This is a genomic window from Streptomyces venezuelae (assembly GCF_008642315.1).
GTDB classification, from domain to species: domain Bacteria; phylum Actinomycetota; class Actinomycetes; order Streptomycetales; family Streptomycetaceae; genus Streptomyces; species Streptomyces venezuelae_D.
This window is the reverse complement of sequence record NZ_CP029192.1, coordinates 1,826,691-1,842,095: the sequence shown is the minus strand read 5'-3', so window position 1 is coordinate 1,842,095 and position 15,405 is coordinate 1,826,691. Positions and strand designations below refer to the sequence as shown.

Annotated in this window: 13 protein-coding genes; 8 read left to right on the top strand and 5 right to left on the bottom strand. The window is 71.1% G+C overall.

All coding sequences use genetic code 11. The features are described from left to right. Positions 1-8: 8 nt before the first annotated feature. From DEJ48_RS07775 to DEJ48_RS07760, 4 genes are all read right to left on the bottom strand, one after another. A complete protein-coding gene (locus DEJ48_RS07775; RefSeq protein ID WP_150215462.1) occupies positions 9-1,772 on the bottom strand; it encodes a glycoside hydrolase family 35 protein in 1,764 nt (587 codons plus the stop codon). A gap of 63 nt (positions 1,773-1,835) precedes the next feature. Continuing rightward, positions 1,836-2,783 carry a carbohydrate ABC transporter permease gene (locus tag DEJ48_RS07770; RefSeq protein ID WP_150215461.1) on the bottom strand — a complete coding sequence of 316 codons (948 nt, stop codon included), beginning with the start codon at positions 2,781-2,783 and terminating at the stop codon, positions 1,836-1,838. Between the two features lie 3 nt (positions 2,784-2,786). Then, entirely contained in the window at positions 2,787-3,701 is a 915-nt protein-coding gene (locus tag DEJ48_RS07765) for a carbohydrate ABC transporter permease (protein WP_150215460.1), read from the bottom strand. Positions 3,702-3,731: 30 nt separating this feature from the next. Continuing rightward, the gene (locus DEJ48_RS07760) at positions 3,732-5,069 is read right to left on the bottom strand and encodes an extracellular solute-binding protein (RefSeq protein WP_150215459.1); all 1,338 of its coding nucleotides are present in this window, start codon (positions 5,067-5,069) and stop codon (positions 3,732-3,734) included. A gap of 218 nt (positions 5,070-5,287) precedes the next feature. On the opposite strand from DEJ48_RS07760, the gene DEJ48_RS07755 reads away from it, so the two are divergent. The 6 genes from DEJ48_RS07755 to DEJ48_RS07730 all read left to right on the top strand — a co-directional run bounded on the left by DEJ48_RS07755 (position 5,288) and on the right by DEJ48_RS07730 (position 13,003). Continuing rightward, positions 5,288-6,391, top strand: coding sequence for a LacI family DNA-binding transcriptional regulator (locus tag DEJ48_RS07755; protein ID WP_411757433.1), 1,104 nt, complete (start codon positions 5,288-5,290; stop codon positions 6,389-6,391). 21 nt (positions 6,392-6,412) lie between these two features. Further along, on the top strand, positions 6,413-7,429 hold the full coding sequence (locus tag DEJ48_RS07750; RefSeq protein WP_150215458.1) for a hydroxyacid dehydrogenase: 1,017 nt from the start codon (positions 6,413-6,415) through the stop codon (positions 7,427-7,429). An 88-nt stretch (positions 7,430-7,517) separates the two neighbouring features. Next, entirely contained in the window at positions 7,518-8,378 is an 861-nt protein-coding gene (locus tag DEJ48_RS07745; RefSeq protein WP_150215457.1) for an ABC transporter ATP-binding protein, read from the top strand. Next, positions 8,375-9,355, top strand: a complete 981-nt coding sequence (locus tag DEJ48_RS07740) for an iron-siderophore ABC transporter substrate-binding protein (RefSeq protein ID WP_150215456.1) — start codon at positions 8,375-8,377, stop codon at positions 9,353-9,355. The genes DEJ48_RS07745 and DEJ48_RS07740 overlap by 4 nt, the downstream gene beginning before the upstream one ends. A 4-nt stretch (positions 9,356-9,359) precedes the next feature. Continuing rightward, positions 9,360-11,426: an iron ABC transporter permease gene (locus DEJ48_RS07735; RefSeq protein ID WP_150215455.1), complete on the top strand. Its 2,067-nt coding sequence runs from the start codon at positions 9,360-9,362 to the stop codon at positions 11,424-11,426. 89 nt (positions 11,427-11,515) lie between these two features. Further along, a complete protein-coding gene (locus DEJ48_RS07730; RefSeq protein ID WP_150215454.1) occupies positions 11,516-13,003 on the top strand; it encodes a SulP family inorganic anion transporter in 1,488 nt (495 codons plus the stop codon). 5 nt (positions 13,004-13,008) lie between these two features. On the opposite strand, the gene DEJ48_RS07725 is transcribed toward DEJ48_RS07730, so the two are convergent. Further along, the gene (locus DEJ48_RS07725; protein WP_150215453.1) at positions 13,009-14,124 is read right to left on the bottom strand and encodes an agmatine deiminase family protein; all 1,116 of its coding nucleotides are present in this window, start codon (positions 14,122-14,124) and stop codon (positions 13,009-13,011) included. Positions 14,125-14,241: 117 nt separating this feature from the next. Between DEJ48_RS07725 and DEJ48_RS07720 the strand changes: the two genes are divergently transcribed. Continuing rightward, positions 14,242-14,841, top strand: coding sequence for a TetR/AcrR family transcriptional regulator (locus DEJ48_RS07720; protein WP_150215452.1), 600 nt, complete (start codon positions 14,242-14,244; stop codon positions 14,839-14,841). A 112-nt stretch (positions 14,842-14,953) separates the two neighbouring features. Further along, positions 14,954-15,370 (top strand): STAS domain-containing protein, encoded by a 417-nt coding sequence (locus DEJ48_RS07715; RefSeq protein ID WP_190537261.1) that lies wholly within the window; start codon positions 14,954-14,956, stop codon positions 15,368-15,370. Positions 15,371-15,405: the final 35 nt, after the last annotated feature.

Here is a 15,405-nt window from a genome sequence, read left to right as displayed (position 1 = left end):
GGGACGGCTCAGGGCGCCACGGGACCGAGGTCCGGGGTGTCCGTGAGCAGTGCCCGCGTGCCGGTCGTGGCCTGCAGTTCCAGGAGAACGAGGTCGTTGGATCCCGGGCGCAGGACGGGAGAGGGGACGTAGAGCGTCCGCTGCGGGCCGCGGTTCCAGTAGCGGCCCAGAGGGAAGCCGTTGATCCAGGCCTGGCCCTTGGTCCAGCCGGGCAGGGCGAGGAAGGTGTCGGCCGGCACGATCACGTCGAACGTGCCGTGGTGGAAGGCGGGCACCGAGTCGGTGGTGACCGTGGACGGGGTGAAGGGCACCGCCGCCAGGTCGTCGAGCGGCAGGGGATGGCAGTCCCAGCCGTACAGGACCGCGCCGTTGAGGTCGACGGGACCGAGCAGGCCTTTGGGGGCGCCGATCCTGGGGCCGTAGTTGACGCCGCCCATGTTCTCCACGAGCACGTCGAGGGTGGCGCCCACGCGCGGCACCCGCACCGGCAGGGCCTCCTCGTGCCGCTCGCGTTCGAGTACGCCGGCGGGGGCGCCGTCCAGGAAGACCTGGGCGCGGTCGCCGACACCGCCGCGGAGGCGGAGCAGACCGTCACCCGCTTCGGGGACGTAGGTGCGGTAGAGCACGTATCCGGCGCGCAGTCCGAGCTCGTCCATGGTCACGGGCAGCTCCGTCCGCACGCTCTCCGACAGGGCGTGCGCATAGGGGAGCAGTGGGGCGCGGCGCCCGAACTCGACCTCGGTGCGCGGCAGTTTGGGGGACGGGGCCGGTACCGGCTTGTCAGGCACCGGGGCGTGGCGGGCGATGACCTCGCGGAAGGCGCGGTACTTCGGCCCGGGGTCGCCGGACTCGGTGAGCGGCGCGTCGTAGTCGTAGGAGGTGACGACGGGGGAGTAGGCGTGGTCGTGGTTGGCGCCGTTGGTGAACGCGAAGTTGGTGCCGCCGTGGAACATGTAGATGTTGACCGAGGCGCCCGCGGTGAGCAGCGCGTCGAGGTCGGCGGCGGCGTCGTCCGCGTCGCGCACGTGGTGCGGCTCGCCCCAGTGGTCGAACCAGCCGATCCAGAACTCCGCGCACATCAGTGGCCCCTTGGGCCGGTGTTCGCGCAGGCGGGCCAGGGAGGCGGCGACCCGGCTGCCGAAGGTGCCGGTGGCGAGGGTGCCGGGCAGGGCGCCCGCCGCCAGGTGCGCGGGGTCGGTCTGGTCGCAGGTGAACAGGAGCTCCTCCACGCCGCGGGAGCGCAGGGCGAGCTCCAGGTGCTTCAAGTACGCGGTGTCGTTGCCGTAGGCGCCGTACTCGTTCTCCACCTGTATGGCGATGACGGGGCCGCCCGACGCGGCCATGTGCGGCAGGAGCGCGGGGAGCAGCAGGTCCAGGTAGTGGTCGAAGGCGTCGGTGAACCGGGGGTCGCAGGTGCGCAGCCTGATGTCCGGGTCGGCGGTGAGCCACGACGGGAGTCCGCCGCCGTCCCACTCGGCGCAGATGTACGGTCCTGGGCGGAGCAGGACGCGCAGGCCCTCGGCGTGGGCGAGCCGCAGGTAGCGGGGCAGGTCGAGGAGGCCTTCGAGGGCGACGGGGCCGCCCGGGTCGGGCTGGTGCAGGTTCCACGGGACATATGTCTCGATGGTGTTGAGGCCCATGAGGCGGGCCTTGCGCAGCCGGTCGGTCCACTGGGCGGGGTGCACTCGGAAGTAGTGCATCGCGCCGGAGACGATCCGGAACGGCTCGCCGTCGAGCAGGAAGCCGTCGGACGACGTGGTCAGTGCGGGCATGCGGGATCTTTCCTTCGGCTACGAGGGGGGAGACGTGCAAGAGCACAAGTGAGCGGGGGGGGGCTACTCCTTCACGCTGCCCGCGGCGAGACCCGACTGCCAGTACCTCTGGAGCAGCAGGAACGCGGCGATGAGCGGCAGGATAGTGATCAGCGAACCGGTGATCACCAGATGGAAGACGGGCCGGCCACCGGCCGTCGCCGCCTGTGCGTTCCAGGCGTTGAGCCCGAGGGGCAGCGGATACCAGTCCGGGTCCTTGATCATGATCAGTGGCAGGAAGTAGTTGTTCCAGGTGTGCACCATGGTGAAGAGCAGGACCGTCACCGTGCCGGGAGCCAGCTGCGGCAGGCAGACCTGGAAGAAGACGCGCAGTTCGCTCGCGCCGTCCATGCGGGCGGCCTCCATGAGCTCGGTGGGGATGGCCTCGGAGGCGAAGACCCACATCAGATAGAGGCCGAACGGCGAGATCAGGGACGGGATGATGACCGCCCACGGGGTGTTGGTGAGGCCCATCTCGCTGAACATCAGGAAGGTGGGGATCGCGAGGGCGGTGCCCGGTACCGCGACCGCGCCGATGACGACGGCGAACACCGCGCGCTTCCCGGGGAAGGCGAACTTGGCGAGGGCGTACCCGCCGAGGACCGCGAGCACGGTGGCGCCGCCCGCGCCGAGGACCACGTACAGGAGGGTGTTGAGGAGCCAGCGGGTGAAGACGCCGTCGTCGTAGGTGAACGTCTCGGCGATGTTGTCCCAGAGTGCGAAGTCACCGCCGAACCAGAGGCCGAACGACGAGGCGAGGCCTTTCTGCGTCTTGGTGGCACCGACCACGAGCCACACCAGCGGAAGGAGCGAGTACACCACCACCAGACCGGTGAGCGCGGTCAGCAGGACGCTGCGGCGGGGCCGGGCGACGTGGTGCTGCCGCCGGGTGCGCAGCCGGGGGACCGCGGGTGTGCGGCGCGGCTGCGGGGCGGGCGCGGCCTCGGAGGTGAGGGTCGTGGGGCTGCCCATGGGTCACGCTGCCTTTCGCATGCCGCGCAGCTGAACGACGTAGGCGACCACCATGGTGATCAGGCCCATGACGATGGCGACGGTCGCGGCGTAGTTCTGCTGCTGTCCGTTGAACGACAGCGCGTACGTATAGAGGTTCGGCGTGTACGAGGTGGTGATGGCGTTCGGAGCCAGGCTCCGCAGGATGCTCGGCTCGTTGAAGAGCTGGAAGCTGCCGATGATCGAGAAGATCGTGGCGATGGCCAACGCACCCCGGATCGCCGGGAGTTTGATGGCGGTGATGACGCGCAGCTGTCCGGCGCCGTCGATTTCCGCGGCCTCGTAGAGGGAGGCGGGGATCACCCGCAGTGCGGAGTAGAGGATGAGCATGTTGTAGCCCGCGAACTCCCAGGTGACGATGTTGCCGATGGAGGCGAGGACGAGGCCGGGCGAGAGCGGGTCGGGCAGCGTCGTGTTCAGGGCGTCGTCGATGTCCCCGACCAGACCGAACCGGGTCCCGTAGAGGAAGCCCCACATCAGCGCGGCGACCACCGCGGGCACCGCGTACGGCAGGAAGATCGCGATCCGGAAGAAGCTCTTCCCGTACAGCCGGCCGCTGTCCAGCGCGAGCGCCACGAGCAGCGCGATGCCGAGCATCACCGGAACCTGCACGACGAGGAAGAGACCGACCCGGCCGACTCCTTCCCAGAACTCGCGGTCCTGCAGGGCCCGTTGGTAATTGTCGAGCCCGACGAAGGTGGTGCCGCCGATCAGTCGGTCCTGGAAGAGACTCAGGTGGACCGAGTACGCGATCGGGGCGAGGAAGACGAGGGTGAAGACGAGGGCGAAGGGGCCGATGAACCCCCACCCGGTCCAGGAGCGACGTGTCTTGCGCACGGGAAGCGGGCGCGCGGCGGCCGCGGATTGCACAGGTGCCATGGTGGTTCCTCGATTGGGCCGGACGTGGGGCTACTGGACGGTGAAGCCCTGTTCCTTTCCGTACTCGACCGACGCGTCCTGCCAGGACTTCAGGCCCTCCTGGAGGCTCCTGCCGCCGACGTACGCCTTGCCGACGGTGTCGTTGAAGACGCTGTTCGCGTACACCTGGTAGGGCAGGTACGACCAGCCGGAGGCGACCTGTTCCGCGGACTCGGCGAGGACCCGGTTGATGCGCTGGCCGCCGAAGTACGCCACCTTCTTGTCCTGGAAGGCGCGGGACCCGAGGTGCTCGGTGGTGGCGGGGAACGTCCCCTCGTCGATGCGCGACTGCACGCCCGCTCCGACGGTCGCGTACCGCAGGAAGGCGTACGCGAGGGTCTTCTTCGCGCTGGCCTCGGTGATGACCAGCGAGCTGCCGCCGTTCTCCGCGGACTTGCCGGCCCCCTTCTCCCACTGCGGCATGGGCGCCACGCGCCACTTGCCCGCGGCGGACTTGACGCCCAGCTGGAGGCTGGAGGGCATCCACGCGCCGATCACCAGCGTGGCGATGGAGCCGTCGCCGAGGCCCCTGTACCACTCGTCGCTCCACGACGTCACCGGCGCGAGGAGCTTGTCGTCGATGAGCCGCTGCCAGGCGCCGGCGAACTTCTCGCTGCCCGCGTCCGCGAAGTCGACGCCGACCTTGGTGCCGTCGACGGAGTAGGGCCTGCCGCCTGCCTGCCAGATCATGCTCGTCGTGAAGCCCGCGTCGCCGGTGTCATTGGTGATGTACGCCTTCGGGTCGGCGGCGTGCAGCTTCGCGGCGGCGGCGAAGTACTCCTCCCAGGTCTCGGGCACCTTGATCTTGTGCTTGTCGAAGACTTCCTTGTTGTAGAACAGGGCCATCGGGCCCGAGTCCAGCGGCAGCCCGTACACGCCGTCTGCCCCGGCGCCCACGGCGTTCCAGGGACCGGGGGAGAAGGCGCTCTTCAGCTTGCCCGCTCCCAACTCGCGCAGATCCGTGAGGGACTTGGCGAGGGTGAACTGCGGCAGCGCGTAGTACTCGATCATGGCGATGTCCGGAACGCCCTTGCCCGCCTTGATGGCGTTCTGCAGGGCGGTGTACTCGTCGGTGTTGGTACCGGCGTTCACCAAGTCCACCTTTACTTCGGGGTACTTGGCCATGAAGTCCTTGACGGTCTTCCGCAGGGGCTCGTTCCACGACCAGACCGTGAGGCTGCCGCCGGCCTTCAGCGCGGCCCCGAGGTCGGCGTCGGACAGCGGCTCGGCACCCGAGCTGCCCGCGTCGGACGAGCCGCAGGCGCCCGCGGTCGACGACACGGCCAAGGCGGCGCCCGTGAGCAGGGCCTGACGCCGGGTTATGGGCATGGTGTTCCCCTTCGAGGTTCGTGCGTGAGGGCATGGTTACGTAAACATGGCCCGTGGAGGCATGCGTCGGCAGTTCGGTGTGCTGACTGTGCAGAGGGGTGGTCCGGCGGGGTCAGTGCCGGAATGTTTACGTAAACTTCGGTGACGCGTACGGTGGCACCTGTCACAGCGGCCGGTCAAGGTTTCTCACGAGTAAAGTTCCAGCAGGAGGAGGAGCGATGGGGCTCAGCGAACCGGGAAGTCCGCTGTCCGCGCACGGCGGTGCCCAGCGTGGCGGGTCGGGGATTCCCGGCGGGCGGCGCAAGCAGCGCGTGTCCATGGCTGATGTCGCGAAGCGCGCGGGCGTGTCCTCGCAGACGGTGTCCCGGGTCTCCAACGGTCACACCGGTGTCGTCGCGTCCACACGCGAACAGGTCCTCGCGGCCATGCGCGAACTCGGCTACCGCCCCAACAGCGCGGCCCGCGCCCTGCGTTACGGACAGTTCAACACCATCGGCGTCATCCTCCTCAACCTCTCCGCCACCGGCCGCAGCCAGACGGTGGGCGCGATCTCGACCCACGCGGCCGCCGAGGGGTACGCCATCACCATGATCCCCATCGACGTGCCGACCCAGGACAACGTGCTGGGCGCCTTCACGCGGATGGGCGAGCTGGCCGTCGACGCCGTCATCGTCTTCATCGAGGTGCACCTGCTCGACGCGGGCTCCGTGACGCTGCCCCCCGGTGTGCACGTCGTCGTCGTGGACACCGACTCCGGCGACCGCTACCGCGTGGTGGACACCGACCAGGTGGGCGGCGCCCGCCTCGCCGTGCGGCACCTCCTCGACCTGGGTCACGAGACGGTCTGGCACGTGGCGGGGCCCGTGGAGTCGTACGCCGGCGAGCGCCGCACCGCCGCCTGGCGCGCCACCCTGGAGGAGGCGGGACGGCGGGTCCCCGAACCGGTGCGGGGCGACTGGTCCGCCGACTCGGGCTACGAGGCGGGGCTCACCCTCGCCGAACTCCCCGACTGCACCGCCGTGTTCGCCGCCAACGACCAGATGGCCCTGGGCCTCCTGCGGGCCTTCCACGAGCAGGGCAGATCCGTTCCCCAGGACGTCAGCGTGGTCGGCTTCGACGACGTCGCGGACTCCGCGCACTTCATTCCGCCCCTGACCACGGTCCACCAGGACTTCACGGAAGTGGGCCGCAGGAGCGCGGTGGAGGCGCTGCGCCAGATCCGGGAGCGCACGCCCGCGACCCCGGGGACGGATCTGGTGCCGACGAGGCTCGTGGTGCGCAGCAGCACGGGGCCCGCGCCGACCGCCGGGCTCCGCCCCTGAGCAGTCCCCACGAGGAGGAACATGCCATCGTCCCGTCGGCCCAGAGCCGCTCTCGCCATGTCCCGTCGGGCGGCCGACGCGGTGCTTGAACCGCAGATCATCGAAGCGCTCGCCGAGGTCTTGGACCTCGAACCGCCGCCCGTGCTCGCCGACTTCACCACCGGCCGCGCGCGATCCGTGCTGGCCGACGCCGAACTCCTCGTCACGGGCTGGGGGTGCCCGCCGCTCGGCTCCGAAGTCCTCGCTCTCGCGCCCCGGTTGCGCGCCGTCGTCCACACGGCCGGCTCCATCCGGTCGCACATCACCGACGCGTGCTGGGAGCGCGGCATCGAGGTGTCGTCGGCCGCCGCCGCCAACGCGGTGCCCGTCGCCGAGTACACGGTCGCGATGGTGCTGCTCAGCGGCAAGCGTGTCCTGGAGAGCGCCCGCGACTTCCGCGCGGCGCGCACGGAGGTGGACTGGTCGCGTACGGCCCGCACCACCGGCAACTACCGCCGCACCGTGGGCATCCTCTCCGCCTCTCTCGTCGGCCGCCGCGTCATCGAGCTGCTGCGCCCCCATGACGTGAAGCTGCTGCTGCACGACCCGTTCGTGTCGGCGGACGAGGCCGCGGCGCTCGGCGCGGAGCCGGTGACGCTCGACGCGCTCTTCGCGCGGAGCGACACCGTCTCCGTCCATACCCCGCTGCTTCCCGCCACCCGCGGGCTCGTCGGCCGTGACCTCATCGACGCGATGCGCCCCGACGCCGTGCTCATCAACACGGCGCGGGGAGCGGTCGTCGACCAGGACGCGCTGACCGAAGCCGTCACCGCGGGTCGCGTCCGCGCCGTGCTCGATGTGACCGACCCCGATGTCCTGCCGCCCGACCATCCTCTGTGGTCCACGGAGAACGTACTGCTGACGCCGCACATCGCGGGCTCCCAGGGCAATGAGTGGCGACGGCTCGCGGACGCCGCGGTGACCGAGGTGCGTCGCTGGGCCGCGGGTGACGGGTTCGCCCACCCGGTGGACCGCGGCAGAGTCGCGTACCTCGCCTGAGAGGGGCGGATGTGGCCGAATACCCGCTTGCGTCCGGGAAGTGGGGGCCTGTTCCCATCCATGATTAGGTTAGGCTAACCTCTGCGGCGTGCATGTAGGTGAAGAGACCGCCGCGGCCCCGCGCCCCCCAGGTCATGAACTCATCGCCACGGGTGTCACCGTGGCGTACGAAGGCGTCGATGTCGTCCACGACGCCTCCATGACGCTGCGCCCGGGCGAGGTGACCGTCCTGGTCGGCCCGAACGGCAGCGGCAAGTCGACCCTGCTGCGCACCCTCGCGCGGCTGCAACGACCCCGCGCCGCGAAGCTCGTCATCGACGGCGAGACCGACGGGCTCGCCCTGAGCGCCCGCGCGTTCTCCCGCCACGTCGCCCTGCTCACCCAGGGCCGCCCCACACCCAGCGGTCTGACCGTGCGCGACGTCGTCGAGTTCGGCCGCTACCCGCACCGGGGCCGCTGGGGCAAGGCCGACCCCGGCGGACGCGCCGCCGTGGACCGCGCGCTCGCCATGACCGGCGTGACCGACCTCGCCGAGCGCGGCGCCGAGCACCTGTCCGGCGGCCAGCTCCAGCGCGTCTGGCTCGCCGGATGCCTCGCCCAGGAGACGGGCGTGCTCCTGCTCGACGAGCCCACGAACCACCTCGACCTCCGCTACCAGGTCGAACTCCTCGACCTCATGCGGGACCTGGCGGACGACCACGGCATCGCCGTCGGCGCCGTCCTGCACGACCTCGATCAGGCCGCGGCCATCGCCGACCGGATCCTCCTGCTCGACGAGGGGCGGGTCGTCGCCGACGGCGACCCCGAAGACGTACTGACACCGCAGCGGCTCTCCGACACGTACGGCATCCGCATCGAAGTCGACTCCGACCCCCTCACCGGCCGCCTGCGCACCCGCGCCATCGGCCGCCACCACTCGCGAAGCGAAAGGCTCAGCACCACCTCATGAGACGCCACCTGATCACCGCGGCGGCCGCCACCGCCGCGGCCCTCGCCCTGTCGTCCTGCGGCACCACCGAGCCCGCCGCCGACGACGCGAAGAGCGCCGACTCGATCACCCTCACCGACGGCACCGGCGCCAAGGTGACGCTGAAGAACGGCCCCGCCAAGAAGGTCGTCGGCACCGAGTGGAACGCCGTCGAGAGCCTGATATCGCTGGGCGTCGCCCCGACCGGCGTCGCCGACGTCAAGGGCTACAAGGCCTGGGACAGCGCCGTACCGCTGAAGAACGACGCCAAGGACATCGGCACGCGCGGCGAGCCGAGCATGGACACCATCGCGTCCCTGAAGCCCGACCTCATCATCGCGACCACCGACCTGCCGGCCGCCGCCGTCAAGCAGCTGCGGAAGATCGCCCCGGTCCTCAACCTGCGCCCCGCCGACGCCGCGGACCCCATCGGGCAGATGACGAAGAACCTCGACCTCCTCGCCGAGGCCACCGGCACCACCGAGCAGGCCACGAAGCTCAAGAAGGAGTTCGAGGCGAAGCTCGCCGAGGGCAAGAAGGCGCTCGCGGATGCCGGCCGCGACGGCGCGAAGTACGCCTTCGCCGACGGCTACGTCACCGGCAACCAGACCTCCATCCGGCCGTACACCGACGGCTCGCTCATCGGCGCCGTCAACAAGAAGCTCGGCCTGAAGAACGACTGGAAGGTCAAGGGCGACAAGGCCTACGGCCTCGGCGCCACCGACGTCGAGGGCCTCACCAAGCTCGACGAGGACGTCCACTTCGCCTACATCGGCAACGAGGACGACAAGGGCAGCAACCCGTTCACCGGCGTCCTGAAGAAGGACAAGGTGTGGACGTCCCTGCCGTTCGTGAAGAAGGGCAACGTGCACCGGCTGCCCGACGGCATCTGGATGTTCGGCGGCACCGAGTCGATGAACCAGTACGTCGACTCCGTCGTCAAGGCGCTGAAGAAGTAACACCATGGCCGTCACCGCAACCGCTCCCGCCACCCGTCCGTCGGCAGCCGCGTCCCGGACGGGCGCGGTCGCGGTGACGGCCGCACTGCTCCTCCTCGTCGCGGCGCTCGCCGTCGTCGACATCACCCAGGGCACCGCCGCCGTCGGAGCCCCCGAGGTGTGGAAGGCCTTCACCGGCCGGGCCGACACCACCGACAGCTCCGTCGTCATCGCCTCCCGGCTGCCGCGCATGACCGCCGCGCTCCTCGTCGGCTCCGTGCTCGGCATGGCGGGCGCCGCACTCCAGGCCGTCAGCCGCAACGTCCTCGCCTCGCCCGACACCCTCGCGGTCAACGCCGGTTCCTACGCGGCGCTCGGCATCGCCGCCGCCACCGGCATCTCCCTGCCCTTCCTCGCCTCCTCCGGCATCGCGTTCGCCGGCGGGCTCCTCGCCGCGGCCGTCGTCCTCGGCCTCTCCGGCCTCGGCGCGGGCACGGTCCGGCTCGTCCTCGCGGGCAGCGCCCTCACCCTCGGCCTCACCGCCGTCACGGAGGGGCTGCTCCAGCTCTTCCCGCAGGAGACCGAGGGCCTCTACAAGTGGAACCAGGGCAGCGTGGCGCAGAACGGCTTCGACGGCGTGCTGCAGATGCTGCCCGTCGCCGTCGTCGGCCTCGTCGGGCTGCTGCTCCTCGCCCGCAAGGTCGACGCCCTGGCACTCGGTGACGACGCCGCGCGCGGCGTGGGCGTCCCCGTACGCTCCACCCGCCTCACCGCCGTCGTCCTCGCCGCGCTCCTCTCCACCTCCGCCGTCACCCTCGCGGGCCCCATCGGCTTCGTCGGCCTGTGCGCCCCCGCCCTCGTGCGCCCCCTCGCCCGCAAGCTCCGCGCGTTCACCCGCTCCCGCGCGAGCCTCCCCTTGGCGGGGCTCACCGGCGCGGCCCTCGTCCTCGCCTCCGACGTGCTGCTCCGCGCCGTCGTGCCCTCCGACGTCGCGGTCGCCGTGCCGACGGGCGTCGTCACCAGCCTGCTCGGCGCCCTCTTCCTGGTCGTCATGGCCGCACGGGTGCGGGACACGGCGGGCGCCGCCCAGCCCGACCGGCTGCGCATCCGCAGCCGCGGCGTCTTCATCGTCACGACCGTCGTCCTCGTGGCCGTCCTGGTCGGCCTGACCGTGGCCGCGGTCCTCGTCGGCGACAGCAAGCTGCTCATGGGTGACGTCGTCAACTGGGCGCAGGGCAGAGCGGGCCAGACCGTCTCCTTCGTCCTCGACACCCGGGTGCCGCGCGTCCTCGCCGCGCTCTGCGCGGGCGCGGCGCTCGCCCTCGCGGGCACCCTCGTGCAGGCCGTCACGCGCAACCCACTCGCCGAGCCGGGCGTCCTCGGCGTCACGAACGGCGCCGCGCTGGGCGCCGTGCTCCTCGTGACGACGGTGCCCGCCGCCGGGTCGTGGACCATCGCGGGCGGCGCGTTCGCGGGCGCCGCGGTCAGCGCCGTCCTCGTCTTCGGCCTCGCGGCGAAGGGCGGGTTCGGGCAGAACCGGCTCGTCCTCGTCGGATTCGGCGTGGCCACCGGCGCGACGGCCGTCATCAGCATGCTCATCATCCTCACCGACCCCTTCAACGCGACGAAGGCGCTCACCTGGCTCGGCGGCTCCACTTACGGCCGCACCCTGCCCGACGTGGTGCCCCTCGCCCTCGTCCTCGCCGCGGGCCTGACGATCGCGGTCGTCAGGCGCACCGAACTCGACCTCGTCTCCCTCGACGAGGACACCCCCCGCCTGCTCGGCCTGAACCTGAGCCGGGGCCGCTTCGGCCTCCTCGTCCTCAGCGTGCTGCTGAGCGCCACCGCCGTGGCCGCCGCCGGCACCATCGGCTTCGTCGGACTCGTCGCCCCGCACGCGGCCCGTGCGCTCGTCGGCAGGCAGCACGTGCGCGTGATCCCGGTCGCCGTGCTCCTCGGCGCCATCCTGGTGTGCGTCGCGGACCTGGCGGGGCGGACGGTGATCGCACCGGCGCAGCTCGGCGCGGGCCTGATGACCGCCGTGATCGGCACGCCGTACTTCCTGTATCTGCTGGTACGCAGCCGCCGCTGACCTGCGGGGAAGGGGCGGCGTGTCGGCCCGCCGTCAGGGGGCCGCTATAGAGTGGGCGGTCCTCTCCCGCACTCCCCAGGTAGCCCTACTTGCCCACGCCCACATTCTCCGCACTGCGCCCCGACTGGCTGTCCGACCCGAAGGTCTGGCGGACCGAGATCCTCGCCGGTCTCGTCGTCGGCCTCGCCCTGATCCCCGAGGCGATCTCGTTCTCGATCATCGCCGGGGTCGACCCCGCGATCGGCCTGTTCGCGTCCTTCACCATGGCCGTCACGATCTCGGTCGTCGGCGGCCGCCGCGCGATGATCTCCGCGGCGACCGGCGCCGTCGCCCTGGTGATCGCGCCGCTCAACCGCGAGCACGGCTTCGGCTACCTGGTGGCCGCCGTCGTTCTCGCCGGTGTCTTCCAGATCGTGCTCGGCGCGCTCGGCGTCGCCAAGCTGATGCGGTTCGTGCCGCGCAGCGTGATGGTCGGCTTCGTCAACGCCCTCGCCATCCTCGTCTTCATGGCGCAGGTGCCGGAGATGCACGACGTGCCCTGGGCGGTCTACCCGCTCATCGTCGGCGGGCTCGCGCTCATGGTGTTCTTCCCGAAGGTCACCAAGGTGGTCCCGGCGCCGCTCGTCTCCATCGTCGTCCTGACCACGATCACGGTCGCCGCCGGCATCGCCGTGCCGACGGTGGGCGCCAAGGGCGAGCTGCCCTCGTCCCTGCCGGTGCCGGGCCTGCCCGACGTGCCGTTCACCTGGGCCACGCTGACCACCATCGCCCCCTACGCGCTCGCCATGGCGCTGGTCGGCCTGATGGAGTCCCTGATGACGGCCAAGCTCGTCGACGAGATCACCGACACGCATTCCTCCAAGACCCGCGAGTCCGTGGGCCAGGGCATCGCCAACATCGTCACGGGGTTCTTCGGCGGCATGGGCGGCTGCGCCATGATCGGCCAGACGATGATCAACGTACGGGTGTCGGGCGCCCGCACCCGTCTCTCCACGTTCCTGGCGGGCACGTTCCTGCTGGTGCTCTGCGTCGTCTTCGGACCCGTGGTCTCCGACATCCCGATGGCCGCGCTGGTCGCCGTGATGGTCATGGTCTGCTTCGCGACCTTCGACTGGCACTCCATCGCGCCGAAGACGCTGAAGCGGATGCCCGCCGGGGAGATCGTCGTCATGGTCGTCACCGTGGTCTGCGTGGTCGCCACGCACAACCTCGCCATCGGTGTCGTCGTCGGCACGATCACGGCGATGGTCATCTTCGCCCAGCGCGTCGCCCACTTCACGAACGTCACATCCGTCACCGCCCCCGACGGCGGCAGCGTGGTCCACTCCGTGACCGGCGAGCTGTTCTTCGCCTCGTCGAACGACCTGGTCACCCAGTTCGACTACGCCGGGGACCCGGACCGGGTCGTCATCGACCTGTCGGCCGCGCACATCTGGGACGCCTCCACGGTCGCCGCGCTCGACGCCATCACCACCAAGTACGAGCAGCGCGGCAAGAGCGTCGAGATCATCGGCCTCAACCGGCCGAGCGCCGAGCGGTACGAGAGGCTCAGCGGCGAACTCACCTCCGCCGACTGACGCGCTCAGTCGACCGGCTTGCCCGGCTGGTCGTGCGTGGAGCAGTGGATGCCACCGCCGCCGGACGCGATGGTGTCGATCCGGACCGGGACGACATCGCGTCCGGGGAAGTGTTCGCGCAGGATGCTCCGCGCCCTGCCGTCCGCCTTCCGGTCCCCGAACTCCGGCATGAACACGGAGTCGTTGGCGACGTAGAAGTTCGCGTACGTCGACACGAAGTCGTCGCCCTCGCCCGTGATCCTCGACAGGTCGGGCTGCGGCAGGTCGACGATCTCGAACCGGCGCCCCTTGGCGTCCTCGGCCCCGCTCAGTACGTCCCTGGCCTGGTCGGCGGCGCGTGACCAGACGTCGGCGGGGGTGTCCGGGTGCGCCCGGTCGAGCAGCACGACGCCCGGCTCGGTGAACCGTACGAGGCTGTCCACGTGCGCGTCGGTGATGTCCTGACCGCGCACACCGGCCAGCCACACGACCTTCTCGATGCCCAGGGTCCGCTTGAGCTCGCCCTCGATGTCGTCCCGGCTCTTCCCGGGGTTGCGGTTGTCGTTGACGACCGAGCTCTCGGTGACGAGGAGCGTGCCCTCGCCGTCGGTCTCCAGTGACCCGCCCTCGGCGACCAGGGGCGCCTTCCTGCGGGGGATGCGGTATTCGGACAGGAGGGCGCGGCCCACCCGGGCGTCATGGGTATGCACCTGTTTGTCGCCCCACCCGTTGAAGTTGAGGTCGACGCCCGTGACCTTGTCCCCGTCCTCCACGAACACGGGCACGGTGTCGCGCGCCCACAGGTCGTCCACGGCCAGCGGAATGACCTCCACGTCGCGCCCACAGGCCTTCTGGGCGGCCGCGCGCTGGTCGGGCCCGGCCATCATCACGACGTACTCGTACTCGGCGACCGCCCGTGCGACCCGGGCGATGTCCTCGCGTACGTGGGGGAGGTCCTCGCCCCACACGGAGTCCAGCGCGGGCCACGACATGAAGGTCCGCGCGTGGCTCTCCCACTCGGCGCCCATCCGGGGCGCCGGTGCGGCCCCGGCCTTCTGGCAGGCGGAGGCGCCGAGGGCCGCGGCGCCGATGCCGGCGAGCGCGCGCAGGGCGGAGCGTCGGGCGGGCAGGGGAGGGGGCACGGCTGGACTCCGCTCTCGAAGGTTGTACTCCGACTCTGACACGGACTGAAAATTCAGTCAAAGAGGCGGCGCGGGGTGGCCCGCCGCGTCGGTGCGGTGGTCGGTAGGGTCTGGTCCATGGCGCCCCGCACCACCCAGATCCTCGAAGCGGCCGCACGGCTGATCGCCCGCCGCGGAGTCCGCGGCCTGCGCGTCGAGGAGCTCGCCGCCGAGGCGGGCGTCTCGACCGGGCTGATCTACTACCACTTCAAGGACCGCACCGGGATCCTGCGCCACACGCTCGAGTTCATCAACGACCGCGCCGAGCGCTACACGACCGCCCGCGACGAGGGCGCCGCGCCGCCGGATCCGCGCGAGGAGCTGATGGAGACCCTGCTCCTGGAGCTGCAGGACACCCCGGAGGTCAGGGAGAACAGTGCCGCCTGGGGTGAGCTGCGGGCCAGTGCCGTCTTCGACGAGGCGCTCAGGGGGGACCTGGCCAGGGCGACCCTGGTGTGGGTGCAGGAGCTGTCCGCGCTCCTCGGCGCGGTCCGCCCGACGGCTTCCGCGCCCGCCCTCGCGGAGGCCGCCGAGCGCCTCACCGCCCAGCTGGAGGGGCTCAGCATGCGCTGGCTCAGCGGCGGGCTGCCCATCGACCGCGCACGCGACCTGATGCGGGGCGCGATCCGCGCCGAGCTTGCCGTACTGGGCGCGCAGGAGCCGGGAGCAGTGGAGTAGACCTCTGGCGGAACCCCTGGGGTGCGTGGTATAGACGTATGGAAGAAGTATGAAGAAGTACCTTTCGGCCCGTCTCGGCCGACAGGCGGCGTACCGCCGGAAGGTCTGTCCCGTGCAAGCTTCTGATCACATTCCCGCCCCTGAGGGCGATCCCGTCGCGCCCGCCGGACGCACGACCCACAAAACGCCCTGGCTGCCCAGCCCCGGCACGGCCCGCAGGCTCCGCCGCGCGGGCATCGCACGGGTGCTCGTCACCGGCTGCCTGGTCCGCGTGAGCCTGCGCGGCGAGATCACCGCCCGCGAGGCCGACTCCCTCGCCGCGCAGCTGCGCGATCTGGTCCAGGACGGCTGCCGCCATCTGATCGTGGACCTGTCCGAGGTCACCTACCTCGCCCGGGAGGGCGCGGGCGTCTTCTTCGGCACGCTGCGGGCCCTCAGGGCGGTGGGAGGCACTCTCGCCGTGCGAGGCGCCTGCCCCCGGTCCGCGGCCACGCTGCACTGCCTGGGCATGGGCCGACTCGCCGAATAGGCGGACGAGCAATCCGACGCGTAGGGCGGGGCGGG